The organism is Glycomyces amatae (assembly GCF_020991375.1).
Lineage (GTDB): Bacteria > Actinomycetota > Actinomycetes > Mycobacteriales > Micromonosporaceae > Glycomyces > Glycomyces amatae.
Window position 1 is genome coordinate 342,587 of sequence record NZ_JAJLQZ010000005.1, and the last position, 24,870, is coordinate 367,456.

General features: G+C 69.8%; 17 protein-coding genes. 11 read left to right on the forward strand and 6 right to left on the reverse strand.

Annotated features, from left to right (window positions below; all coding sequences use genetic code 11):
* Positions 1 to 146: 146 nt before the first annotated feature.
* Positions 147 to 296, reverse strand: coding sequence for a hypothetical protein (locus LO763_RS10770; RefSeq protein WP_230601985.1), 150 nt, complete (start codon positions 294 to 296; stop codon positions 147 to 149).
* Positions 297 to 575: 279 nt separating this feature from the next.
* Positions 576 to 2,954, reverse strand: a complete 2,379-nt coding sequence (locus LO763_RS10775) for a VPS10 domain-containing protein (RefSeq protein WP_230601986.1) — start codon at positions 2,952 to 2,954, stop codon at positions 576 to 578.
* 279 nt (positions 2,955 to 3,233) lie between these two features.
* Here LO763_RS10775 and LO763_RS10780 point away from each other — a divergent pair, with 279 nt between their 5' ends.
* Positions 3,234 to 5,132: a glycoside hydrolase family 3 protein gene (locus LO763_RS10780; protein WP_230601987.1), complete on the forward strand. Its 1,899-nt coding sequence runs from the start codon at positions 3,234 to 3,236 to the stop codon at positions 5,130 to 5,132.
* Here the strand turns inward: LO763_RS10780 and LO763_RS10785 are convergent.
* Positions 5,129 to 5,593, reverse strand: coding sequence for an HIT family protein (locus tag LO763_RS10785; protein WP_230601988.1), 465 nt, complete (start codon positions 5,591 to 5,593; stop codon positions 5,129 to 5,131). The genes LO763_RS10780 and LO763_RS10785 overlap by 4 nt on opposite strands.
* 100 nt (positions 5,594 to 5,693) lie before the next feature.
* Between LO763_RS10785 and LO763_RS10790 the strand changes: the two genes are divergently transcribed.
* The gene (locus LO763_RS10790) at positions 5,694 to 6,344 is read left to right on the forward strand and encodes a 4a-hydroxytetrahydrobiopterin dehydratase (RefSeq protein ID WP_230601989.1); all 651 of its coding nucleotides are present in this window, start codon (positions 5,694 to 5,696) and stop codon (positions 6,342 to 6,344) included.
* Positions 6,345 to 6,393: 49 nt separating this feature from the next.
* Here LO763_RS10790 and LO763_RS10795 read toward each other — a convergent pair whose 3' ends face one another.
* Positions 6,394 to 7,035, reverse strand: coding sequence for a dihydrofolate reductase family protein (locus LO763_RS10795; RefSeq protein ID WP_230601990.1), 642 nt, complete (start codon positions 7,033 to 7,035; stop codon positions 6,394 to 6,396).
* Between the two features lie 80 nt (positions 7,036 to 7,115).
* On the opposite strand from LO763_RS10795, the gene LO763_RS10800 reads away from it, so the two are divergent.
* On the forward strand, positions 7,116 to 7,625 hold the full coding sequence (locus LO763_RS10800; RefSeq protein WP_255672164.1) for a winged helix-turn-helix transcriptional regulator: 510 nt from the start codon (positions 7,116 to 7,118) through the stop codon (positions 7,623 to 7,625).
* A gap of 50 nt (positions 7,626 to 7,675) precedes the next feature.
* Here the strand turns inward: LO763_RS10800 and LO763_RS10805 are convergent, their stop codons facing one another.
* Both LO763_RS10805 and LO763_RS10810 read right to left on the reverse strand, forming a co-directional pair.
* A complete protein-coding gene (locus LO763_RS10805) occupies positions 7,676 to 12,172 on the reverse strand; it encodes a HEAT repeat domain-containing protein (protein WP_230601992.1) in 4,497 nt (1,498 codons plus the stop codon).
* Between the two features lie 75 nt (positions 12,173 to 12,247).
* The gene (locus tag LO763_RS10810) at positions 12,248 to 12,916 is read right to left on the reverse strand and encodes a cellulose binding domain-containing protein (RefSeq protein ID WP_230601993.1); all 669 of its coding nucleotides are present in this window, start codon (positions 12,914 to 12,916) and stop codon (positions 12,248 to 12,250) included.
* Between the two features lie 220 nt (positions 12,917 to 13,136).
* Here LO763_RS10810 and LO763_RS10815 point away from each other — a divergent pair, with 220 nt between their 5' ends.
* From LO763_RS10815 to LO763_RS29780, 8 genes are all read left to right on the forward strand, one after another.
* Positions 13,137 to 15,437: an FdhF/YdeP family oxidoreductase gene (locus tag LO763_RS10815; RefSeq protein WP_230601994.1), complete on the forward strand. Its 2,301-nt coding sequence runs from the start codon at positions 13,137 to 13,139 to the stop codon at positions 15,435 to 15,437.
* A 132-nt stretch (positions 15,438 to 15,569) separates the two neighbouring features.
* The gene (locus LO763_RS10820; protein ID WP_230601995.1) at positions 15,570 to 16,454 is read left to right on the forward strand and encodes a hypothetical protein; all 885 of its coding nucleotides are present in this window, start codon (positions 15,570 to 15,572) and stop codon (positions 16,452 to 16,454) included.
* Complete coding sequence (locus LO763_RS10825) at positions 16,451 to 17,146, forward strand: hypothetical protein (RefSeq protein ID WP_230601996.1); 696 nt, start codon at positions 16,451 to 16,453, stop codon at positions 17,144 to 17,146. Before LO763_RS10820 ends, LO763_RS10825 begins: the two co-directional genes overlap by 4 nt.
* A 127-nt stretch (positions 17,147 to 17,273) precedes the next feature.
* Complete coding sequence (gene fdhD / locus LO763_RS10830) at positions 17,274 to 18,095, forward strand: formate dehydrogenase accessory sulfurtransferase FdhD (RefSeq protein WP_230601997.1); 822 nt, start codon at positions 17,274 to 17,276, stop codon at positions 18,093 to 18,095.
* A gap of 105 nt (positions 18,096 to 18,200) precedes the next feature.
* Complete coding sequence (locus tag LO763_RS10835; protein WP_230601998.1) at positions 18,201 to 18,692, forward strand: hypothetical protein; 492 nt, start codon at positions 18,201 to 18,203, stop codon at positions 18,690 to 18,692.
* 428 nt (positions 18,693 to 19,120) lie between these two features.
* The gene (locus LO763_RS10840) at positions 19,121 to 19,759 is read left to right on the forward strand and encodes a hypothetical protein (protein ID WP_230601999.1); all 639 of its coding nucleotides are present in this window, start codon (positions 19,121 to 19,123) and stop codon (positions 19,757 to 19,759) included.
* On the forward strand, positions 19,756 to 23,076 hold the full coding sequence (locus tag LO763_RS10845; protein WP_230602000.1) for a helicase HerA domain-containing protein: 3,321 nt from the start codon (positions 19,756 to 19,758) through the stop codon (positions 23,074 to 23,076). The genes LO763_RS10840 and LO763_RS10845 overlap by 4 nt, the downstream gene beginning before the upstream one ends.
* Complete coding sequence (locus LO763_RS29780) at positions 23,073 to 24,791, forward strand: AIPR family protein (RefSeq protein ID WP_230602001.1); 1,719 nt, start codon at positions 23,073 to 23,075, stop codon at positions 24,789 to 24,791. Before LO763_RS10845 ends, LO763_RS29780 begins: the two co-directional genes overlap by 4 nt.
* Positions 24,792 to 24,870 lie beyond the last annotated feature (79 nt).

The following is a 24,870-nucleotide window of genomic DNA, read 5'->3' on the forward strand; positions in this document are numbered from 1 at the left end:
AGGTCGCGCGCCTACGCCGCCGCAAGGGCCGGGAACGCCTCGGGCTGCGCGGCCATGAACCGGTCGAAGCTCCGCGGCGCAGCCCCGGTGAGGCGTTCGACCGCTTCGGTGACCTCGCTGTGGGCGCCCTCGCCGAGCGAGGCGTACTACAGCGAGGCCGTCTCGTCGGCGAGCGCGGTGCCCATGCCGAAGCCGCGCAGCCGGTCGGCGACGGCGCGCTCCGACCGCCCGTTGAACCCGACGCGGCGGCCCCGGCCCTCGTCGGGCTTCGCGGCGATCGCGGTGTAGGCGAGCACTCCGGGGCCGGTGAGCGCGCGCTGATCCGGCGGGGCCGGGCAGGTGAATGTGAACGGAGGGTCTGTGCAAATCGGACATCGATGGGCCCCCGGTCTCAACCCTGCCTCGGGGGTGCGACAGTTCTCGGCCGAGGCGGCGAAAAGCGCCGGTCGCGGAGCCGAACGGCGGCTCCGCGACCGGCGCGGGCGCTCCCCAGCGCGTCTTGGGAGGGGCGGTCGGGCGGTGTCCGCGGGCCCGGGCGGCCGTTGTCCGGCCCGCCCCGGGCCCGTGAACACCACCTAATCCCCGATGTCGCCGTAGATCAGGCCCCGGCCGTTCGTCGCGATGTAGACCCGGCCGTAGACCTCCGGGTCGCCCGAGATCGCCTTCCCGGTCCACGCCCACTGGTGCGCGTCGTCGTTGATCCGGTCCCACGACCGGCCCTCGTCGGTCGAGCGCCAGATCCCGCGCGTCCCGCGGGCCTTCGCGGAGGCGTAGACCACCGGGTGGCCCTGCCGCCCGCGCCCCTTGCCGAAGCCGACCGCGTCCGCCTCCTCGAAGTCGCGCACGCGCTTCCACCGCCTGCCGCCGTCGGTCGAGCGCCACATGCCGTAGTCCGCCCCGGCCTGCCCCCCGACCAGCCACAGCTGCTTCCGCTTGCCCGGAACGGCCCGGAAGTCCACGGCGCCCTCCGCCGGCAGCCCCGACGCGCCCGTCTCCGCGAAGCTCGCGCCCGCGTCGGCGCTCGCGTAGAACACGCCCGCCGCGAAGGCGTACAGCCGGTCCGGATCGCGCCGGTCGGCGCGCACCAGCGCCCCCGCCGGCAGGCCCTCCACCGCGGTCCACGTCTGCCCCAGGTCGGTGCTGCGCACCGGCGCGGTCGCCCCGTCGCCCGGCGTCCAGACGATGGCGGTCCCGTCGGCGCTCACCGCGACGGTGCCGCCGTTGGCGCCGCCCGCCACGCCTTCGAGCCGTGCGGTGGTCAGCCAGGTCGCGCCGCGGTCGAGCGAGACGCCCACGTGCCCGTCGGTCTCGCCCTCCACGTCGCCGGAGCCGACGACGACGTCGGGGTCGAGCGCGGCGAAGTCGACGCTGCGGCCCGACGTCCAGTTCGGACGGCGGATCTGCGCGCCCGCCCGGCTCAGGTCGGTCTGCACGAACCCGCCGAGGTCGCCCATCGCCGAGACCAGGGTCCCGCCGAGCGCGGCGATGTCCTGCACCGAGGTCTCCTCCAGGCCCTCGACCCGGACGCCCACGGTGAACGGGTCGATCGGCAGCGCGATCTGGCGTCCGGCCGCGTCGTCCCAGCCGACGAGCCCGCCCTGGGCGTCCCACTCGGTCAGTCGCTCGGTGCCCCAGATGGTGGCGCCGGTGCCCCACATGATCCGGTCGGAGTCGTGGGGGTCGATCGCGAGCGCGTCGATCATCCAGCCGTGCTTGACGGCGTACGCGGGCCCGTCGTCGGCGTTCCCGAAGTCCAGCCACTCGCTGCCGGTGCTGTCCATGGTGAACCGGTCGGTGCGCTCGGGCGGCCACGACCAGTTCGCGTCCCACACGTAGTCCCAGCTGGTCTGCCAGGTCGCGCCGGAGTCGGTGGAGCGGTAGATGATCTCGTCGGGCCACCAGTTGTTCTGGGTGGCGGCCATGAGGGTGCCGGGGCGGCGGCGGTCGACGGTGAGGCCGCCGAAGCCGGGGACGGCCCCGATCGGGTTGTACGTCGGCGTGACGTCGGTCCACTCGCCGGTGGCGAGCGACAGCCGCTGGACCGAGCCGCCGCGCCCTGAGGCGGGGGCGCCGTTGTAGGGCCCGGGGTCCCAGCTCGTGACGATGAAGAGGTGGCCGTTCTCGTGGTCGAACGCGGCCTGCTTGGGGATGGTGCGGTTGCCGTCGGCGGTGCCGAGCGCTTCGGCCGCGCCGGGGACGGGCTGCCAGGTGGCGCCGCGGTCGGCGGAGGCGTAGAGCGGGTCGTCGGGGTCGGCGACGCCGACGAAGACGCGCCCGTCCTGGTCGAAGTCGATCCAGATGACGCCCTGGTTGTCGTCGGAGTAGTCGCCGCTGGGGTCCTGCACGAAGTTCCCGGCGTTGGGGAAGGCCTCCACGCGGGACCAGTTGCGGCCGTGGTCGTCGGAGCGCCACAGGCCGTTGCCGTTGGGGGTGCCGAGGTACACCCGGGCGTTGTCGTGGGGGTCGACGGCGAGGCGTTCGCCCATGCCGCGGCCGGGCATGTTGCCGCCCTGCTTGAACGGCAGCTCGGCCGCCTCCCACGTCTCGCCGTAGTCGTCGGAGTAGAGGACGGCGCCGTTGCGGGGGTCCCAGTCGTTGGTGTAGGTGCCGACGGCCGCGTACACCCTTCGCGGCTCGACGGGGTCGGTGGCGACCGAGACGACGCCGGTCCAGCCCCAGTCGTCCCAGCCGACCCAGTCGAGCAGGGGCTTCCAGGTCTCGCTGCCGGGCTGCCAGCGGTAGAGGCCGCCGATGTCGGTGCGGGCGTAGATGAGGTCCGCCTCGGTCTCGTTGAAGACGATGCCGGGGACGTAGCCGCCGCCGTTGACCACGGCGTTGCGCCACGTGTAGGCGTCTTCGCAGCGCCCGTGGGTCTTGGCGAGGGCCGCCGAGGGTACCGCGGTCGCCGCCACCGCGGCGGCGCCGAGCGAAGCGGTGAAGGTGCGTCGTCGCACGTGTGCTCCTAGGGGTCAGAGGGAGGGGAGGGGTCCGATGGGGGCGGACCCCGAAGGGTTAGTTGGGGGACCCAACATAACAGGACCGCTCATCGAGGGCAACCGCGCGAGCGCGGAAATGTCGCACCCCTGAGGCACCCTGAATACCGGGGGCCCGCGGTGCGGGGCCGAAGAGGCCTGCGGGGTGCCTGCGCACCGTAGACGTGGGAGCGCTTTTCCGTTAGGGTGGACCGAGGTTGGGCCCGTCACCGTCCGCTCACCCCTCGAGGAGCCAGCCCCATGGGCGCAAGCCTGCCCGCACTCTTCCGCCGCCCCGCCATCCTGTGGGCCGCCCTCGCCGCGGCGCTCACCGCCGCGGTGGTCGCCGTCCTCCTCGTCGTCCCCGGCAACGGCACCGCCGGCGCGGACTACCGCGACGCCTCCCTCCCGATCGACGAGCGCGTCGCCGACCTCCTGAACCGCATGACGCTCGAGGAGAAGATCGGGCAGATGACGCAGGTCGCCGTGCCCGCCATCGAGACCTTCCCGCGCCACATCGGCGAACTGGGCATCGGCTCGCTCCTCAACGGCGGCTCCGAGGCCCTGCGCGACACGCCCGAGGAGTGGGCCGCGATGATCGACGGCTACCAGCGCGAGGCCCTCGACTCGCGCCTGGGCATCCCCCTCATGTACGGCGTCGACGCCGTCCACGGCAACACCGCGATCCCCGGCGCCGTGGTGTTCCCGCACAACATCGGCCTCGGCGCCGCCCACGACCCCGAGCTCGCGGGCCGGGCCGCCGCCGTCACCGCCGAGGAGACCCGCGCCGCCGGGATCCACTGGACCTTCGCACCCTGCGTGTGCGTCGCCCGCGACAGCCGCTGGGGCCGCACCTACGAGTCCTACGGCGAGGACCCGGGCCTGGCCTTCGAGTACGCCGCCCCGGTCGTCCAGGGCTACCAGGGCGATGACCTGGCCGCGAACACGAGCGTCCTCGCCACCGCCAAGCACTACGTCGGCGACGGCGCCACCGCCTACGGCAGCTCCACCACCGAGGAGTACCTCCTCGACCAGGGCGTCGCCACCCTCACCGAGGACGAGCTGCGCGCGATCCACTTGGCGCCCTTCCGGGAGGCGGTCGACGCCGGGGTCGGATCGGTCATGGTCTCCTACTCCTCCAACGACCTCGGCGACGGCCCCGTGAAGGCCCACGCCGACGGGTACCTCCTCACCCAGGTCCTCAAGGGAGAACTGGGCTTCGAGGGCTTCGTCGTCTCCGACTGGCAGGGGGTCGACCAGATCAGCGGCGACTACGCCGAGGCGGTGCGCACCGCGATCAACGCCGGGGTCGACATGGTCATGGTGCCCTTCGAGTACCAGGACTTCATCACCACGCTGCTGACCGAAGTGGAGGAGGGCCGCGTCGGCGAGAACCGCATCGACGACGCCGTGGCGCGCATCCTCACCCAGAAGTTCGCCCTCGGCCTGTTCGAGCACCCCTTCGCCGACACCACCGGCGCGGCCGACGTCGGCTCCCCGGAGCACCGCGACGTCGCCCGCGAGGCCGCCGCGGCCTCGCAGGTGCTGCTGCGCAACGAGGACGACCTCCTGCCGCTGACCGGCGACGAGTCGATCTACCTCGCCGGGTCGGGCGCCGACTCGCTCGGCCGCCAGCTGGGCGGCTGGTCCGGCTCCTGGCAGGGCACCGCCGAAGCGGTCAACGAGGGCACCAGCATCCTCGCGGGCATCGAGCAGGTCGCCCCGGACGCCGCCCTCACCTACAGCGAGGACGCGAGCGAACCGGTCGGCGGCGCCGACGTCGGCATCGTCGTCGTGGCCGAGGACCCCTACGCCGAAGGCGTCGGCGACGTCGGGGCGGGCGAGCACGACATGCTGGTCTCCGAGGCCGACGCCGCGGCCGTCGAGACCGTCTGCGGGGCGGTCGACTGCGTCGTCATCGTCGTCTCGGGCCGCCCGATCGAGCTCGAACCGCATCTGACCGGAGTGGACGCGCTGGTGGCCGCCTGGCTCCCCGGCAGCGAGGGCGCGGGCGTGGCCGACCCCCTCTTCGGCCTGACCCCGTACGACGGCAGGCTCCCGGTCAGCTGGCCCCGGCTCGTCGCCGACGAACCGCTGAACGTGGGCGACGACGGCTACGATCCGCTGTTCCCCTACGGCTTCGGCCTCGAGACCGCCTAGCGGGCGAAGTGCGCCCGCAGCCGCTCGGCGTAGACCCGGCGCTCCGCCGGTGCGGCCCAACCGGGTCGGGGCTGCGATCGGTAGAGCCCGTCGCCCTCGTATCGGGGGAACACGTGGACGTGCAGGTGCCAGACGTCCTGGTCGCCGGCCGGTTCGTTGTGCTGGCGGGTGGAGACGCCGTCGCAGCCGTAGGTCTCGCGGATCGCGACGGCGACCTCGCGCACCAGGTCGCCTACGGCCCGATAGGCGTCGGCGGGGATCGAGTACAGGTTCTCGTGGTGCGCGGTCGGGACGACGAGCACGTGCCCGAGGTTGTCCGGCCACCACCGCGGGGAGACGAGGGCCGCGGCGCCCTCGGTCCGCCGCACGATGTCCTCGGGGCCGGTGACCCCGTCCGACCCACCGGCCAGGAGATCGCAGAACGGGCACCGGTACCCGGCGGGTTCGTGGGTGGCTCGCATGGGGCGACCATAGCCGAGTGGCGCACCGACGAGCTGCGCACCGACGAGCAGCCCACCGCTTTCCGCCTCGGGTGTCGGTGGGCGCTCCTACGATCGCGCCATGACGGTTTTCATCACTCCGAAGCAGTTCCACGAGGCCGACGGCGTCGACGACTGGCGGGTCCTCTGGTCGGTCGCGTTCGCGCTCTACCGCACGGGCGACTTCGCCACCGGCGTGAAGCTCGTGGCCGAGATCGGCCGTATCGCCGAGGCGGCCGGGCACCACCCCGACCTGAACCTCCGCTCCAGTGTGCTGGAGGTGCGCCTGGTGACCAAGGAGCGCTGGTCGCTGACCGAGGCCGACCTCGAGCTGGCCCGGCAGATCTCCGCGGCGGCCGAGGCGCTCGGCGTCAGTGCCGATCCCGGCTCCACCCGCACCTGGGAGTTCGCCATCGACGCCCTCGACGTCGACAGGGTGCGGGCGTTCTGGTGCGCCGTGCTCGGCTACGAGATGGCCGGCGACTCCGACATCGCCGACCCGGACGGGCTGTACCCGCCGGTCTACGTGCAGCAGATGGATGTCATGCGGGAAGGTCGGGGCCGCATCCACATCGACGTCGGCGTGCCGCATGAGCAGGCGGAGGCCCGCGTCGCCGCGGCCCTGGCCGCGGGCGGCACGCTCGTCACCGACCGGTTCGCCCCCATGCACTGGACGCTCGCCGACCCCGAAGGCAACGAGGTGGACCTCGCCACCTGGGTCGGCCGCGACTAGTTCACGAACCGAGTCGGCAGGACCGGCTCGCGAAGGGGCGCCCCGGCGTTCATCGGGAGAAGGTGACGTGGACGGTGCCGCTCTCGGCGACCTCACTGGCGACGGTGTAGTCGCGTTCGAGTTCGCGCAGGTCCGTCCAGAGGTTCTTGCCGCGGCCGAGGAGGATCGGGACGATCGCGACGTGGAGGCTGTCGACCAGGCCCGCGGCGAGGAAGGACCGCACGGTGCGGGGGCCGCCGCCGATGCGGACGTCGCGTCCGTCCGCGGCCTCCTGCGCGCGCTTCAGGGTCTCCTCGATCGAGGTCTGGACGAAGTGGAAGGTGGTGCCGCCCTCCATCTCCAGCGTGGGCCGCTCCTCGTGGGTGAGGACGAAGACCGGGCAGTGGAACGGCGGGTTCGGCCCCCACCAGCCCTGCCAGTCCAGGTCATCGGGGTGGAGGTGGAGGCCGAACTTGCCGGCGCCCATGATCTCGGCCCCGACGCCCTCGAAGTAGGCGGCGGCGTACCGCTCGTCGATCCCGTCGGTGCCCTTGCCGGTCTGGCCGAAGACGCGCTCCTGCATGGTCCGCGTCCCGAGGTAGGCCGCGACGAGGCGGTTCCAGTCCTGGCCGATCGGGTCCTCGGGCGTCTGGTCGGTGGTCGAGGCGTAGCCGTCGAGGGAGATGTTGAGGTCGACGCGAACCCGGCCCATTGCCGCTCCTTGAAAGTAGTTGTAAAATGCAACCACTACGATAGTCGGTGGTGTCCGGGGACGTCAAGAAAGGGCGGCGGATGGGTCGAGGCGGTGCGGTGGAGCCGCGCTCGGGCTGCGCGATCAACGCGGCCGTGGAGGCGCTCGGCGACCACTGGTCGTTCCTGGTGCTGCGCGACATGGTCTTCGGCGACCGCCGCTACTTCCGGGAGCTGCTGAACGGCTTCATCGAGGGCATCGCGTCGAACATCCTCGCCGACCGCCTCAAGAAGCTCGTCGCGGCCGGGATCCTCACGAAGGAGGACGCGGTGCGCGGCCGGCGCGCCCGTTACAGCCTCACCGAGGCCGGCGTCCAGACGCTCCCGATCCTCTTCGCGCTCGGCAACTGGGGCCTGGACTGGCGCGAGGGCACCCCGGAGCTGCGCACGCGACAGGAGCTCATGCGCGCCGAGGGCCCGGCGTTCATCGAGGAGCTCATGGACGAGCTCCGCGTCCGCCACCTCGACGCGCCTCCGGTGCCACGCGAAGGCCCCGGCCCCTTCGAACGCCTCGAAGAGGCGTACCGGCGGGCCAGGGCCGAAGCGGACTGAGGGACTGCGTTCGCGAACACGGCCTGGGCGGCGCTCGAGAGCTTCGATGCTCAGTCGAGGACGCCGTCCGGCTCGAGCGGATCCGGACGGCCCGCCCGGGCCGCCGCGATCGCCTCCACCCGGGCTTTCGCCCGGGCCCCGGCACGAGGAGCGACCTCGACCAAGGTGGCGGCGAGGTCGCGTACCCGATCGAGCGCTGGCGAGGCGATCCCCTTGTAGCGTTCGGGGAGCGCCGCGCGCAGATCGGCGTCGTGGTCGGCTGACGCGATGTCGGCCCAGCATCGGACCGCTTCCTCCGAGCTCGCCCGCAGTGCGGCCAGCGCGTGGTCAGCCTCCCTTCTGCACTCGAAGCTCAACGACCAGGCCGCCTCGACCTTGCCGAGCTCGTCGAATTCGGGGTCTGCAATGAAGCTCCTGAGCAGTTGCAGGCTCTCGCGACCGTTCGATGGCAGCAGACCTGCCGCGGCGACCCGCATGGCGTGGTCGCCGCGGTCGTCTTCCGCGACCGTTCTGAGCACGGCGATCGCGTTCGGTCGATGATGGGGGAGCAGGCTTGAGGCGGCCATGAGCCGGGCGGTCGGCCGGAATGCCGCGGTCTCCGCGAACTGCGAGAGCGCGGCGATGCCGATAGGACGGTCGCAGGACACCAGTGCCGAAGCGGCGTGGACCCGGACCAGGTCGTCCGCGTCCTGGTCTGCAACGGTTCGCGACAGCCGTTCCACGGCATCCGGCTCATACCGGGCCAGGGCCCCGTCGACCAGGACCGCCAGCATCGGCCGCTCTCGCCGAGTCTGCTCGGCCGCGTGCAGCAGTCGCAAGCCGATTTCGGGATCGTGGTGCGCGAGCTTGGACAGCGCATCGGCTCTGGCGACATCGTTGAAGTCGGCGTTGGAACCATGAGCGCGCAGCGATTCCAAGGCGGTATCGCGATCGAATTTGAGCAGGTGTTCAGCGGCGTTCACACGAGCCTGCTCCTCGATCCCCGTGTCCTGCGCGTACTGCTTGAGCAGCGCCACGCCACGGGCGTCCCCGTGCAGTGCGAGCAGTTCCGCTCCTTCCGGGGCGCTCGTATCGGAGCCGGTGGAGTCGCACGCATAGGCGCGCAGCAGTTCCATGCCCTCGTCCGGCTCCAAGGCGATCATGGCCTGTATCGCTTCCAGCCGCGCCGTTTCATGGAGTCCGTTGTCGGTCGCGTACCGCCGCACCAGGGTGGATCCTGCGGCGCGGTCGTACTTGGCGAGTGTTGCTGTGGCAGTACAGCGGTCAGCGTCCGTCAACTCGGGGGTCTCAGCCAAGGCCCGAAGTATTTTGAGCGCTTTCGGCTTCTGGTACGGCATCAGACGTTCTGCCGCGAAGAGGCGGGCAGCGCCGTCGAGCTCCAGGGCCTCGGCCAGCTCTCGCAACCGGTCGGCTTCGCCGGGTGCGTCGAGATCGATCCATCGGCTTGTCGCAGCTACACGGTCGCGGTCGGTTAGCCCCGGGTCGGTTCGCAATCGACGCAAGCATGCCAAACCCTTCGGAAAGTCGAGTTTTGCCAACTCCTCTGCCGCCCATACTCGAGCGCCACTGCTCGCGTTCGGCTCCTGTGCGAGTAGCCTCAGCCGTTCCAAACCACCCGAATCACCTCCCGTGATAAGACCCAGGCTGACCAATACTCGGTCAAAATCATCAAGGCGCGCGTCGTTCGCAAGATGAGAGAGGATGGGCATACCGAGCGAAGGGTCCTTTTCGATCAGTATTCTGGCCGCCGCGGCCTGTCCTCCATTCTCATGATCGGCACTTTCCATGATCGCCGACAACCGCGGGAACCATGCAGGCCGATCGAATTCGACCAGTCTGCCGAGTGCATGTACTCTGGCCCCGATCTCAATGGTGGTGTCTGCGGCCAGCAGGGCAAGATGGTGGCGCGAATATTCAGGGGCGTCAGTTTCAAGGATGCTTGCTGTCGTGATACGTGTCCACGCGTCCATCCGCAGATCCTCGACGGCTTCAATGAGGAGGGGCGATTCTGGTAGTTCTTCATGCTGCGCCAGATCCTGCCTGGCCTGGAGTCGTACCACATCAGACAGCAAAGCGTCTGAAGCGAATTCGAGGAGCAGGCGGACGCTCTCCTCGCGATCGAACTTCTTCAAGTGGTTTGCGGCTTGTTCTCTCGCTATATCCTCTATGCAGTCGTCGTTTGCAAATTCTCGCAATAGTCTGAGTCCGTCAGGGTGATCCTGATTCGCCAAACGTTCGGCCAAGTAGACCCGGTAACTATCCGAGTAGATTCGGTGTCTTGCATACCGCCTGGCCAATTTCAAGCCTTTTTTATTTCCATGCCTTATGAGTTCTACGACCGCGAGTATCCGTGTATCCGAGGATACGAACTGGTCCACGGCAAGCGATTGCAACTTGCTTTCGGCTTCACTCCACTGGTAATTTGCAAGCGCTTGTGCCGTTCCCAGGCGGCGTGCTCCGTCTGGATCGGGTTCGGAGGCAAGCTGTTCCAACAGCTTCAACCCCGCCTCGGAATCATGTTCGAGCAGATGGGATGCTGCATTTGAACGAACATGATGATTGAAAGAATTGCTTTCGGCGTACTCTTTCAAGAGCATTATGCCCCGCTGATCATGGTTGGCGATCTCGTTGCAGATCCGCTCGAGCGTCCAATCCGAGATCTCCCGACTCTCGACTTTGGCGATGAGGTGGTCACGTCCCTTGTCGATCGTAGCGAGCGCTTCGATGAGATTCCACCAATCGCTCTTCGGTCGGGGTGTTATGGCTCGTACACAGGCTTGTATCAATCGGTTTCGCTGATCTTCGTCGATCCTGCCCGAGACGCCTTCGATGCACAGCCCTTCGACGGCGATCCAACCGCACGCCTCCGGGAACTCGTCGGTCTCGGCCATGGCGTCGCACAGTTCCCGGCGGCGCTCGGGATCCATTTGAGCGAGCGCGAAGACCGCCCCGATGCGGCGGTCGGGGTCGCGCAGGACCGCGTTCCACCGCTCGACGTCCGACCCCTGGTCGAACAGCGCGGGCGCCGCGAAGTACTCGGCGAACGACTTGTGCACGAAGCTCGGGTTGATCGCCTTCACATCGTGGATGAGCCCGGTGGCGTCGAGCAGCGCCAGCACGGCGCGCACCCGCTGCCGGTCCTTGGGCCCCATCGGCACCCCGAGCAGGTCGCACGCGGTCGGCACCACCGACTCCGGTCCCGATTCGATGTGGGCCACCGCGAGCCGGCGTAGCAGATCGCGAATGGCGGCGTCGACGTCCGCCGCGGACGGTTCTTCAGCGTTCGCCCATTCCCGCAGCAGTCCCAACGCGGGCGCGTACCGGTCCCGCTCGCCGCTCATCCGCTTGTGGAACTGGGCGATCAGGTGCTCGATCGCGTCCTGGTAGATGTCGACCCGCCGCTTCGGGATGTCCAGCAGGAGGTCCTGGAAGTAGATGGTCGAGGTGACCCGCGCCAGGAGCGGCAGCCTGATCAGCTCCAGGAGTTCGTCATGGCCCTCCCAGCGGTCCATGAAGCGGTCGACCTTCTCGGTCGCCGCGTCGTACGCCGCAGTGCGGCCGTCGATGTCGCGCCCGCTCGTCTCCTCGCGGACCAGATACTGCCGCAACTGGTCGTCCGTGAACGACTGGAGCCGGTACTCCGAGACCCCTCGCGTGTCGAAGCTGCGGCGCCGGTCGTCGGTGAGGCCGCGGCTGGTGACCGCGAACTTCATGTGCCCGCGGTCGCCGATCTCGTCGATGGCCTCGAAGACGATCCGCTCCACCTCGGCGCGCGAGTCGGCGTCGGTGATCTCGTCGAACGCGTCGATCATCAGGAACCACCGCATGCCCGCCCCCGGCGGCCGCGACAGCACGTCCGGCCCCTCCGGGCCGAACGCCTCGCCGACCGAGCCGAGGCCCACCAGGCTCCTGGCGGGAATGAGCAGCGGCACGAGCCGGGACAGGGCGTCGCCGTGCGCCGGTCTGCGCAGCCGCAGGTCGTGGCGCCAGAACTGGAGGAGGCTGGTCTTGCCCGTGCCCGCCTCGCCGGTGAGCGCGAGATGCCGCACCGCGGGATCGGCGAGCAGGTCGTCGAAGCCGCGCGGCCGCGTCGGATCGGGACCCTTCCGCCGCCGCGACGCGGCCGGATCGCCCGGTTCGCCCGTCCCCACGAGGTCGTTCTTCGTGTACACGCGCACCAGGTCGGGCAGGAAGTCCCGGTCGTAGGGGTAGCCGCCGTCCTTGCCGCCCCACTCTTTCAGGAACCGCTCGGTCTCGGGGTGCGGGCCCACCCTCCGGGCGCGCCGCCATGCCAGCAGCGCGTACGAGGCGACGCTCAGGACGACGCAGCCGACGAGCGCGGGCCACCGCCAGGGTCCGGGCGCCAGCCAGAACACCACGGTCGCCGCGGCGACCGTGGTGGAGAAGGCGGTCCACAGCGTCTTCCGCTTCGCGCGCCGCCCGTGCGCCGTGTTCGCGGTGCCGGGCTTCGTGACGCGGTCGATGAACCAGGGGAGCATGGGGGACAGCAGTGCGGCGAGGGACGGAACCCAGACTTCGGGCTTCATCTGCCCACCATAACGGCTAGCGGCCCTTGGCGGTCGGCCCGATCGCGGCGCCCGACCGCGCCGGTGCGTCCGTCCTCAGTCCTCTGCCGCGCAGGGTACCGAATCCGGCATTTCGAAGTCCCAGTCGGTCTCGGCCTGGAATCCCACCACCGCGTCCTCGCCGGGGTCGAGCCGCCCGTTCCAACCGGAGTCGCCGTACCAGTCCCGGCCGAGTTCCTCCATGTTCCAAGTGGAGGTGACCTCGGCGTCGTCGAGGTCGAGGTCGATCGCCCACGAATCGATCTCGCCGTCGCCGGTGTTCACGACCGCCACGGTCACGGTGGCCCCGCCCCGCCACTCCTCCGCGAGCGCCAGCGTCGCCGAGCAGGAGGCCCCCGCGGGGGCGTGCTCCTCCTCCCGCGTCGGCTCCTCCTCGCGGGCCGAGGTCTCCTCGGCCTCCGCCGTGCTCGCGGCCGCCTCGGAGGGCGCCTCCGTGGTCGGCGACGCCGAGGACGCCGAAGGCGATGCGGACGTGGCACTGGCGGCATCGGCCGACGCGGTCGCGCTCGTGCCGTCCTCTCCCGGGGAGAGCCAGGCCGTCTCCGGGCCGTCGAGCGTGCCCACGGGATCGCGGTCGTCCTCGCCGCCGAACTGCCACAGCGCGACCACGGCGGCCAGGGCGACGACCGCCGAGAAAACGCCGAGGACGTGCAGCAGGCGGCCGTGCAGGCGCCCGCTCCGGGTCGGGACGTGGTGCCGGCCCATTCCACTACCTTCCATTGAGGACGAAAGGCGGAGCCGCGCTCGCGGACCCACCCCGGTCAGCCTACCCGGGCGGGTCCTCCGCGGCGGCCCGCGCTGATTCGCCCCGGTACCCGGTGAACTGGGATTTCAGGTGGTTTTCGTGCCCATTCATGACGGTGTCCGACCGGCCTGATCACCACTCGACCGCCGCGTACCGCTACCGCCGACCTACACTGAGTCGATGAGCAAGGCACCGCGCCAGGACCCCGCCCAGGACGCGCCCGACGTCCGCGGCCCCAAGCACCGGGCGGCGGGCCTGCCCGCCGTGGTCGGCTCGGTGCGGTTCGTCGGCTCCCAGGCCGGGATCAGGCGCGGACTGCCGCTGCTGCGCGACATCAACCAGACCGACGGCTTCGACTGCCCCGGCTGCGCCTGGCCCGAGCCGGGCCACCGCCACCCCGCCGAGTTCTGCGAGAACGGCGCCAAGGCCGTCGCCGAGGAGGCCACCCGGCGCACCGTCGGCCCCGAGTTCTTCGCCGCCCACCCCGTCGCCGACCTCGCCGACAGGTCCGGGTACTGGCTCGGGCAGCAGGGCCGCCTCACGCGGCCCATGCACCTCGCCGAAGGCGCCGACCACTACACCCCGATCGGCTGGGACGAGGCCTTTGACCTCATCGCGGCCGAACTCGACGCGCTCGACCACCCCGACGAGGCCGCCTTCTACACCTCCGGGCGCACCAGCAACGAGGCCGCGTTCCTCTACCAGCTGTTCGCCCGCAAACTCGGCACGAACAATTTGCCCGACTGCTCCAACATGTGCCATGAGTCCTCCGGCTCCGCCCTGTCCGAGACCATCGGGGTCGGCAAGGGCAGCGTCACCCTCGACGACCTCTACCGGGCCGACCTCATCATCGTCGCCGGCCAGAACCCCGGGACCAACCATCCCCGGATGCTCACCGCGCTCGAGAAGGCCAAGCGCGCCGGCGCCCGCATCGCCACCCTCAACCCCCTCCCCGAAGCGGGCATGCGGCGCTTCAAGAACCCGCAGACCGCGCGCGGCCTGACCCTCGGCACCGAGCTCACCGACCTCTTCCTCCAGATCAAGGTCGGCGGCGACCTCGCCCTGTTCAGCGCCCTCAACCGGATGCTCCTGCGCTCCGACGCGCCCGGCGCGATCGACCGCGACTTCATCGCCGCGCACACCCACGGCTTCGAGGCCTTCGCCGCCCACCACGCGGCGGGCGACGACGAGGACGCGCTCGCCGACGCCGTCCGCCGCACCGGCCTCACCGCCGAGGAGATCAGGCGCCTGCTCGAGGAGGTCCTGGCCGCCGACCGGATCGTCGTCTGCTGGGCCATGGGCCTGACCCAGCACCGGCACGCCGTGCCGACCATCCGCGAGATCGTCGCCTTCCTCCTGCTGCGCGGCAACATCGGACGCCCCGGCGCCGGCGTCTGCCCCGTGCGCGGCCACTCCAACGTCCAAGGCGACCGCACCATGGGCATCTGGGAGCGGATGCCCGACCGGTTCCTCGACGCCCTCGGCACCGAGTTCGACTTCGCTCCGCCGCGCGACCACGGCCACGACACCGTCGAGACGATCCGCGCCATGCGCGACGGCCGCGTCAAGGTCTTCGCCGCCATGGGCGGCAACTTCGTCGCCGCCACCCCCGACACCGAGGCCACCGAGAACGCCATGCGCCGCTGCCGCCTCACCGTGCACGTCTCGACCAAGCTCAACCGCTCGCACGTGGTCACCGGCGCCCGGGCGCTCATCCTCCCCGCCCTGGGCCGCACCGACATCGACGCGACCGGCGGCCGCGAGCAGTTCGTGACCGTCGAGGACTCGATGGGCATCGTCCACGCCTCCCGCGGCACGGTCCCGCCCCTGAGCCCCGACATGCGCTCCGAGGTCGCCATCGTGACCGGCCTGGCCCGCACCGTCTTCGGCCCCGACGACGCCGTGCCCTGGGACGACCTCGCCGCCGACTACGACCGCATCCGCGACCGCATCGAACGCGTCGTGCCCGGCTTCGCCGACTACAACGCCCGCGCCCGCGTGCCCGGCGGCTTCACGCTCCCGCACGCGCCCCGCGACACCCGCGCCTTCCCCACGAGCACCGGCAAGGCCAACTTCACCGTCAACCCCGTGACCTCGCCCGAGGCCGGCCCCGGCCGCCTGCTGCTCCAGACCCTGCGCAGCCACGACCAGTTCAACACCACGATCTACGGACTCGACGACCGCTACCGCGGCATCAGCGACGGCCGCCGCGTCGTGCTCGTCAACCCCGAGGACGCCCGCGAACTCGGCCTCGCCGACGGCGCCTACTGCGACCTCGTCAGCGAATGGTCCGACGGCGACCGCCGCGCCCCGCACTTCAAGATCGTCCACTACCCGACGGCCCGCGGCTGCGCGGCCGCCTACTTCCCCGAGACGAACGTGCTCGTCCCGCTCGACTCCGTGGCCGAGACCAGCAACACCCCCACCTCCAAATCGATCGTCGTCCGCTTCGAGCCCGACAGCGCCCCGGCCGTTCGGTGACCCCGGCGCCGGCCTTCGCGGTTCCCCGTGCGGCCCACCGGCTCGAACGCGAAACAGTCGCTTCTCGGGGCGCCCTCAAACGTGTGAAACCGGTATGATCGAGCCGACCGCCTCCCCTCCAGGAGCGCCCGCATGGCTTCCGATGATCGGCCGGACGAGGACTCCGGCGACGTCCAATTCCACAACCGGTTCGACGGTCCCGTCGACGCCGTCGTTCAGGCGGGGACGTTCAACGGGCGCATCGACTTCCATTTCCAAGCCGAGCGCGCCCCGCTCGACCTGTACGCCCTGCGGCTGTGGATCGACCGCATCGCCCGCGACCACCGGCTCCGGCTCGACCGGGGCGGCGGCGGCCCCGAAGGGCCAGGCCGCCTCGCCGACGTCGAAGCGGTCCTCGGCGGCATCAACGACTCGCCGAAGGCGAGAACCCGGCAGGACATGGTCCCGAGGCTGATCATCGGCGGGGTCGTGGCCTACCTCGGGCGGGCCGGGCACGCCCCCCGCACGCCGCTTCCCGAGCAGGTCCTGCTGGACCTCATCGTCTTCGGCATGTGGCCGATCGTCACCGCCAGGAAGCTCCCCGAGCACTGGCAGGGGCAGCTCTCCATGCTCACCTCGCCCCGGCTGGCCGCCCTGGTCGCCCGCGCCCGGGAGGCGCACCGCTCGGACGGGGAGGCCGCCGCCGAGGACTTCGCGCGCCGTGTCGCCGACCGCGACTTCGCACCGGCCATGATCAACCTCTTCGACTACCTGGGCGACCCCCGGCGCGGCGGCGCCCTGCTGGCCTCCATGGCCGTCGTCGGCGGTCTGGAGCAGCCGTCCGGACGCGGCGCGCGCAAGGTCCTCACCTGGGTCGTCGGCATCGCCGGAGGCGCGGCGGTCGTCGAAGCGGTGCTCGACCCGGACTCGCGCCTCCGCGGGCTGATCGAGGCCGCGATAGCGGACCTGCCGGTCGACCCCTTCGTGCTCGACCTCTCCGAGCTCTTCGCCGACATCATGGAAGGGCTCGAAGGTTGACCTGGACGAACCTGCTCATCGCCGTGGTGGCCGGCCTTCTCATGATCCCCCTCTGCAACGGCTTCCTCATCTTCCTGAGCCCGGGGAACCCGCGCTCGGTCGCCGTCGCCGCCGCGCGGCTCAAGGCATTGCGGTCCGCCTCGCCCACCATGCTCTTCCGCTGGCGGAAGGGCATGGGCCTGCACGTGATCTTCTACGACGAGAAGGCCGACGAGGAGCGGGAGATGCCCTCCGCGTGGAACCTCGATCCGTATTCGTCGACGTACTGGGTGTGGGCTATCGGCTGGGGCGACGAGCCCCTCCCCAAGTTCGCCGCGGAGCGACGCGCCCGACTCGACCTGGTCCTTCGCGTCCTGTGCTGCCTGTTCCAGATAGGGACGGTGATCGCGCTCGTGTACCTGGCATTCGCGTGGACGTGGCTCTGGGCCGTCGCGCTCGCCTTCCTCCTCGTCCATGAGCTCATGTTCATGAGGGTCGGTCGCCACCTGCTCTTCGCGAGACGGGCCCACTTCATCGCCTCGTGCGCCGGTGTGTTCGTGTTCCTCCAAGGAGGCCCCTGGGAGGCGGTCGCCGTGTGCGCGGTCGGCGGCTTCTTCATCGTCGTCGTCATCGCCTCCTGGGCCCAGCTCCGAAACGAAGAGCGTAGCCCGGAGCTGTACGCCCAGCTCAGGAGATACGGGATGTGGCCCTGACCCGGCGGCGACGCCGCCCGAGCCGTGAATCACCTCCGTTCCCGGATGAGAGAATGGCTAATTGGGCAAGTAGAGCACCCCGAACCTGAAGCCACGCTGAAGCCGCCTGAAGGGAACCTGAAGCGCCATGGGCCGCGTCACCGTCCGCCGCAAGACCACCCGCCTCAACGGTGGGCACCGCACCGAGCGCGTCGACACCCTCGCCGTCGAGGAGCCCCTCGAACTGCGCGTCGGCGGCGAATCCCTCCAGGTCACCATGCGCACCCCCGGCGACGACTTCGACCTCGCCACCGGCCTCCTCCTCGCCGAGGGCGTCATCACCAGGTCCGAAGACCTGGTCAACATGCGTTACTGCGCGGGCGTGGACGAGAACGGGGAGCAGACCTACAACCTCCTCGACCTCACCCTCGCCCCCGGCGTCGCGCCGCCCGCCAAGGCCGCGAAGCGGAACACCACCGTCACCTCGGCCTGCGGCGTGTGCGGCAAGGACAGCCTCGCCGACGTCCGCACCAAGGCCGCCTGGGACCTCGGCGAGGACGCCACGACCGTCCGCGCCGACGTACTCGCCTCACTCCCCGAGCGACTCCGGAAGACCCAGAAGGTCTTCGACAAGACCGGCGGCCTCCACGCGGCGGGCCTGTTCACCGCCGAGGGCGAGCTCCTCGCCGCCCGAGAGGACGTGGGCCGCCACAACGCGGTCGACAAGGTCCTCGGCCGGGCCCTCCGCGACGGCCTCGTGCCGCTGCGCGGCACCGTTCTCGCCGTCTCCGGGAGGGCCTCCTTCGAACTCGTCCAGAAGGCCGTGATGGCCGGCGTCCCCGTCCTGGCCGCGGTCTCGGCCCCGTCCTCCCTGGCCGCCGACCTCGCCGACGAGCAGGGCCTCACCCTCGCGGGCTTCGTCAGGGGCGACACGATGAACCTCTACACCCACCCCGGCCGCGTCGCCTGACCCGGCGTGTCGCCACCAGATATTACCGCTCGGTAACTAATCTCCCCGTCAGGACGACACCTGAACGGGGGCACCATGTGCAAGCCGCAGCATCGAACCCGAGTAGTGCTGGACGAATCCGAGATCCGGCGCCGCACGGCCCGGCCCGAGCGGCCCACGCTGGCCGAGCGCTACGCCCGAGCCTCCACTTCGGCCGAACGAGACCGCTTCTACGGCGCCGGCGACCACCGCAGTGAACCCGAACCGGCGCGCGGTACGGGCCGCCCGCCTTCGACGGTCTGGATCACCAAGCCGATCCTGAGGACCCGCGGCTGGACCGAGTCCGCCATCCGCGAATTCCTGCCGCCGCCCGAACGCCACTACTCCAATCCGCACGTCAAGGGCGGCAGCCCGATGCAACTGTGGAGCGCCCGCACCGTGGGCCGGGTCGAAGCCACCGACGAATGGCGTGCCTGGCTCGCCCGGTCCCTGGCCCGCCGGGGCACCACCCTCCGCGACCTCGCCGAATCCATCCGCGAGACCGCATTCCGGCAACGGGCCCTGGCCGCCGACAAGGCCATGGCCTTTTACCGGAAACCCCGCTGCGGAGTCCGGTAGTCACGCGCCGGTCGTATTCGGGGAGGCGCGGTTCAACAGATCCACGCCTCCCCGAATCTTTTTCTAAAATGGATTATGGGAAAACCTTCGGCGATCGCATTCGACGAATTCGTTAATGCCGACGAGGTCGTATGCGCCATGAGTGTCGATCAGAGTCGGTTTCCGTTCAAGGGCAGATCGCCGTCATTCCTGAAGTCATTCTGACCTGGTATTCATCTGCTTTGCGACCGTGTTGGATTCCGTCCGGATTCGTTGTCATACAAATGTTCGATTATTGTCGATCGGGGATTCACAACCGGCCAAGATCAACTTCAGGGTTGCAGCGGAAATGGTCTCAGAGGAGAATCCGGGGCTGACAAGCATTGCAAGAGACGGTATCGTGCCTGTATTCCTCTGACCTCTCCCAGCGCTATGGAATGGACCCCTCTATGTCCGACCTCGAGTTCAGCGTCCCCGAGTTCAACCTGCTGCTCGCGCTCGTGCACCTGCGCGGCAGCGGCACCACGGCGGCGGTCGATGCGGCCTTCGGCCCCTACGAGCCCAAGAAGAGCGAGAAGGACGGCCTCAGCGCGAAGGGGCTGATCACCATCCGCAAGGTCGGCAGAGCCCAGGTCTGGGAGTTGACCGACTCGGGGTGGCGAACTGCGGATGAGCTGCTCGCAGAGCCTGCGCCCGCCAAGATGTCCAACCGCACCGCTCGAATCCTCTGGGCGATCATCGGCGACTTCTCCAGGCACATGGGGCGTGAGAGCATCCGACTCGCCGACGTCTACTCGGCCGAACCTGAGGATGAACCCGCTCCCGGGACGCTCGGCGAACGGATCGTCGCGGCCTTCCATGAGCTCACGGGTGGAAACCCCGACTGGGTGCCGCTCCTTGTCCTGCGCGAGCGGCTCGACGGCGAGGACCGGGCCGAAGTCGACAAGGCGCTCACTGAACTCCACGCCACGCGTGAGGCCGAACTCATCCCCGAGTCCAACCAGATGTCGCTGACCGACGCCGACCGAGAAGCGGCTATCTGGCTCGGTGGCGAATACCGCCACCTGATAGGGATCGGGGTGCGATGAGCAGCGCACTTGAAGCACTGCGGAAAGCTCCGAGCGACTTCGCGGTCACCCCCGACGACATATGGGACGACGGCTCCCGGCCGCATGTGAAGGGGATCAACGAATCTGTGTTGCAGGCTATCGAGGCCCAGATAGCACTCGCCGAACGCAGTCCGAAAGCAAGCGTCTACGGTCTTCCGATCATCGGTGAAGGTGGCCGCGGCAAGAGCCACCTGCTCGGTCAGACCCGCACCATGGTCCAGCAGCGCGGTGGCTTCTTCGTACGATTGAACCTGCTCCACCTAGACCAGTTCTGGTTGAACCTGGCGGGCAGCTACCTCTACGCGCTGAACATGCCGCACCGGCTCGCCGAGACCGGCCTCGCCTACCTGCTCGAGGCTCTGGCGAAGCGCGCGAGCGTTCCCGACAAGGTCTGCCGCCGGATTCTTGGCGACCGGCAGCCCGACAACGAGTCGATCTCGAGGTACATCGAGGCAGTGCGAGAACTCGACCCGAGCCTCGCCAGTACGCGCAAGACGCTGCGGGCCCTGATAATGCTGCACTCCCAGGACGAGGTCACCGCGAACGCCGGTGAAGACTATCTCAACGGCGGCGAGGTCGGCTTCGATCCGGAAATCGGCATGACCCATTCCCAGCCGAAACCTCCCAGGGAGATCGTGCGGGACTTGTCGCGGTTGATGTCACTCTGCGGTGCCACCGTGGTCGCGGTCGATCAGGTCGACGACATCGTGAGAGCTTCTAACAGCGGCACTACGGAGAAGCATCGCGAGAGCGCGGGGCAGCTGCTCGACATGCTGGGGATCAACCTCATTGACGTGCGGGACGAAACGAGGCGGACCACGGTGGTCATCGCCTGTCTGCGGAACACGTGGAGGGAGTTCGGGAGCCACACGACCGCGACCATTGTCCAGCGTTTCGAATCTCCGGTGTTCCTGGACGATGCGCTGCCGAGCGCTGAGGTCGCGGCATCGCTCCTCGCGGAGGTGCTCGGGCCTGTCTACCGGGACGCCAATTTCACGCCCCCGTACCCCAGCTACCCGTTCCCGGTCGAGCGCCTCGCCACCGCGACCAACTACAGTCCCCGCCAACTGCTGCGCGCCGCCGGTTCACATCTGCGAGCGTGTGTCGCGGCGGGGACGGTGACCGAATTGGAGCGGCTCGAGATCATCGACGTCCCCGTGGCGCCGCCGGCGACCGACGCGACGTCGCTCGGCGATCTCGATGAGCGGTTCGCGAGGTACCGCTCTGAAGTACCCGCCGATCACGGAGTCGGCTCGGACGCCGAGTACGCGGTCCTGCGTCCTTACCTCGGCGCAGCTCTGAACGCCTACCGGATCGAGTCGGGCCGCGATCCGGAGCAGTTCACCGTGCAGCTTTCGATGGGTCCCAAGCAGGGATATCACGCTGAGGTCCGTGACCGGAGCGGCGAGCGTACGCAGCGGTGGGTGTTCCGGGCGATCGGGACCGACCACGGCGGAGCGGTGCTGCGCCGCGTGCACCAGCTTTACGACTGGGCCAAACTTGGCGAGGACAACCCGGTCGAAGAAGACCACGGGATCCTCTGGGTGACCGCCCGGCGCGACAAGTGGCGAAAGTGGACTCCCGGGGCCCAGGTGTGGGAGTGGGTCGAGCGGTTCGGCGGCGTGGGCATGGAGATTCTGACCTCTGAAGAGGATCTTCAGGTTTTCGGGGCTCTGCACCGGATGGAGGTCGAACACGTTCCGGGGTACGAGTCCTGGCTCCGCAGCAGGCGCCCGGCGTCCCGGACCAACCTGATGCAGGCCGTCTTTGGCGGCCCGCCGGAAGCGGCGGCCCGGGCCGCCGGTCCGGTGACCCCGCCGCAGAGCGGGCCGGTCCTCAAAGGAACCGACGATGAAGCGGCCGCTTCCGCCGGGGAGTCGCGGTTCCTGGACATCCCCCTGTTCCCGCAGGCCACCGCCCGCGCCGTCGCAAAGGGCGGGAGCGTCAACGTCGGCGCGGTCGGCAGCGGCGCCAGCAGCCGCATCGGCTCCATCGGCGAATCCGCCAAAGGCCAGGTCAGCATGGCCGAGGTCATGGCCCCCCGGCCCGCGCCCCGCGCCCCCGCCATCGGGCGCCGACCGGACCGCGACCCGGTGCACGCCGACCTCGCCGCGATGGCCAAGCACACCGCCGTCTTCGCCGGCTCCGGGTCGGGCAAGACCGTGCTGCTGCGGCGCATCATCGAAGCCGCTGCGCTGCAAGGCGTCTCCTCGATCGTGCTCGACCCGAACAACGACCTGTCCCGGCTCGGCCTGGCATGGCCGACCCCGCCGGAGCACTGGCTCGACGGTGACGCCGCCTGGGCCGAGGAGTACGCGAAGGTCGTCGAGGTGGTGGTGTGGACGCCGGGCCGCAGCCGCGGCCGCCCGCTGAGCTTCCAGCCGCTGCCCGACTTCTCGGCCGTCGCCGCCGATCCCGACGAGTTCGAGATCGCGGTCGACACCGCGGTGAACTCGCTGGTGCCGCGGGCGCGGATCGGCAGGGCGACACCGAAGGACGACCACGCCAAGGCGGTCCTGAAGCAGGCGCTGGCGGCCTACGCCCGCGACGGCAGCTCCGACTTCGAAGGGTTCCTCCTGTTCCTCGAGGACCTGCCCGAGGACACCAGCTCGATCGCGAAGGCGGCGGACATCGCCGCGGGCATCGCCTCCACGCTCCGCGCGGCGATGATCAACGACCGCGTGTTCGCCGGCACGGGCCAGTCGCTCGACCCGGGCGTGCTGCTGACGCCCGCGGCGGGCAGGCGGGCCCGCGTCTCGGTCGTCAACTTCATCGGACTGCCCACAGAGGAGCAGCGGCAGGGTTTCGTGAACCAGCTCGAACTGGCGCTGTTCTCCTGGGCCAAGCGCCATCCGGCGGTCGACCGGCCGCTGTCGGGACTGCTCGTGCTCGACGAGGCGCAGACGCTGGCGCCGTCGGCCGGACCCTCCATCTGCCTGGACTCGACGCTCGCGCTGGCCTCGCAGGCCCGCAAATACGGGCTGGGGATGCTGTTCGCCACCCAGGCCCCGAAGGGCGTCCACAACCGGATCGTGGGCAACTGCGCCACGCACTGGTACGGGCGCATCAACGCCCCCTCGCAGATCGCGGCCGCCAACGAGGTGGCGCAGAGCCGGGGCGGCACCTCGGTCGACCTGGCCCGCCTGTCCGCCGGCCAGTTCCACCTGGCCGCCGACGGCAGCCCGACCGAGCGCGTCGACGTGCCGATGTGCCTGACCTTCCACCCGTCGACGGCCCCGACCGTCGAGGAGATCCTCGACGCGGTCGGGCGGACCGGCGAGGAGCCCGGCGAGTGAACGAGATCATCCGCGAACGCCTGGCGGCCTTCCGCAACGACCAGGAACTGCCCGAACTGGACGACACGACGCTCTTCGAGGCGTTCGCCGCCTACTGCGTGCTCCACCAGTTCCACGAGGAGCGCTTCGAACCGGAGCTCCACCGCACCGGCGGCGGCAACGACCTCGGCGTCGACGCGTGGGGGATCGTCGTCAACGGCGACCTCCACCACGACCTGGGCGGCGTCAGGCACGCCATCGAGACCAGCCGCGAGATGAACGTGGTCGTGATCGTGGTGCAGGCCAAGACGAGCGCCTCCGCCGAAGGCAAGGTCGTCGCCGATCTCGCCGACAACCTGCGCCAGATCTGCTCCCGCCGGCCGATCTCCTACACCGCCTCCCCCGAGGTGGGCGAGCTGCACGAGGCGCTGGGACTCCTCTACGACCACCAGCATCGATTCACCGAGCACAGCCCGCGGCTCGAGGTGCGGTACGTCCACTGCGGACAGGAGGCCAACGCCGACCTCGCCGAGAAGTGCCGGTCGGCCGAGGCCGCCGTCGACGAGCTCGGGCGCTTCCAGTCGATCAGGTTCGCCGCCGTCGGCTGGAGGGAGCTCGACCGCCTTTACAAGCTCACCAACCGCAAGGTCAAGGCGAAGTTCGAATGGCCGAACCGGTCGGCGATCCCGGCGATGGAGGGCGTCAAGGAGGCCTGGGTGGGGACCATCCCGGCCGCGGAGTTCGTCGAGCGGCTGCTGGTCGACGAGGGCGGCAGCATCCGCAAGTTCCTGTTCGAAGACAACCTCCGCGAGTTCCTGGGGCAGGCCAACGAGGTCAACGACGGCATCGCGCAGACGCTCGCCGACCCCGCGAAGCGCAAGCGCTTCGCGGTGCTCAACAACGGCATCACCGTGATCGCGGAGAGCTTCGACACCTCGGGCAACGAGTGCCATATGAGCCGCTTCCAGATCGTCAACGGCTGCCAGACGGGCCATGTGCTCTTCGAGAACCGCGACAAGCTGACCGACGACGTCCACGTGAAGCTCACGGTGATCGAGCCCGAGGACAAGGGCATCGCCGAGGCCATCACGGTGGCCACCAACCGCCAGACCGAGATCGCCTCCGAAGACCTGCGCGGCGATCAGCAGATCCACCGCGACATCGAGGAGTACTTCCTCATCCAGGAGGCGCCGCGGAACCTCTACTACGAGCGCCGCAGCGGCCAGTACGACGCCCGGTCGGTGACGATGACGCGCGTCGTCAAGCAGAGCCAGCTGATCCAGGCCTACGCCTCGGTGTTCCGCGGCCACGTCCACGAGGCGTCCCGGACCGCGAAGCTGCGCCGGGACCCCGAACTGCGCATCTTCCACGCCGACAGCCACCCGATCGCCTACTACACCGCGGCCGCGATCTGGTACCAGATCGACTGGCTGCTGCGGAACAACCACCTCGACCGCAAGTGGAAGCCCGCGCGGTTCATGCTCATGGCCGCGGCGGTCCGCCGGTTCGCGAACGGCCTCGTGCTGCCGCAGAGCCCGCGCTTCGCCCAGCGCCACTGCGAGGCGCTGCTGGAGCAGATCTGGAACCGCGACAAGGTGGAGCGCCTGGTGGGCCTCATGATCCCCCATCTCGAGAAGCTCCTGGACGCGGAGGCCTCGAAGCAGCGCCTGAACGACCTCGCCCGGACCAAGGGCTTCACCGAGCGCTTCCTGCGCGCCGTCGCCGACGTGGAGTAGCCGTTCGTCCCGTACGCGCCCGAGTGGGGTGGAGTTTTCCGAAAGCTCCCGCTCTTGATTCGCGGGTTCCGGCCGCGAT

Coding starts and splice junctions, on each gene's coding strand:
- LO763_RS10800 (WP_255672164.1), top strand. CDS start 7,116: ATGGGTCGAGGCGGTGCGGTGGAGCCGCGCTCGGGCTGCGCGATCAAC.
- fdhD (WP_230601997.1), top strand. CDS start 17,274: ATGGGCCGCGTCACCGTCCGCCGCAAGACCACCCGCCTCAACGGTGGG.
- LO763_RS10790 (WP_230601989.1), top strand. CDS start 5,694: ATGACGGTTTTCATCACTCCGAAGCAGTTCCACGAGGCCGACGGCGTC.
- LO763_RS10780 (WP_230601987.1), top strand. CDS start 3,234: ATGGGCGCAAGCCTGCCCGCACTCTTCCGCCGCCCCGCCATCCTGTGG.
- LO763_RS10815 (WP_230601994.1), top strand. CDS start 13,137: ATGAGCAAGGCACCGCGCCAGGACCCCGCCCAGGACGCGCCCGACGTC.
- LO763_RS10805 (WP_230601992.1), bottom strand. CDS start 12,172: ATGAAGCCCGAAGTCTGGGTTCCGTCCCTCGCCGCACTGCTGTCCCCC.
- LO763_RS10785 (WP_230601988.1), bottom strand. CDS start 5,593: ATGCGAGCCACCCACGAACCCGCCGGGTACCGGTGCCCGTTCTGCGAT.
- LO763_RS10820 (WP_230601995.1), top strand. CDS start 15,570: ATGGCTTCCGATGATCGGCCGGACGAGGACTCCGGCGACGTCCAATTC.
- LO763_RS10795 (WP_230601990.1), bottom strand. CDS start 7,035: ATGGGCCGGGTTCGCGTCGACCTCAACATCTCCCTCGACGGCTACGCC.
- LO763_RS10810 (WP_230601993.1), bottom strand. CDS start 12,916: ATGGGCCGGCACCACGTCCCGACCCGGAGCGGGCGCCTGCACGGCCGC.
- LO763_RS10840 (WP_230601999.1), top strand. CDS start 19,121: ATGTCCGACCTCGAGTTCAGCGTCCCCGAGTTCAACCTGCTGCTCGCG.
- LO763_RS10845 (WP_230602000.1), top strand. CDS start 19,756: ATGAGCAGCGCACTTGAAGCACTGCGGAAAGCTCCGAGCGACTTCGCG.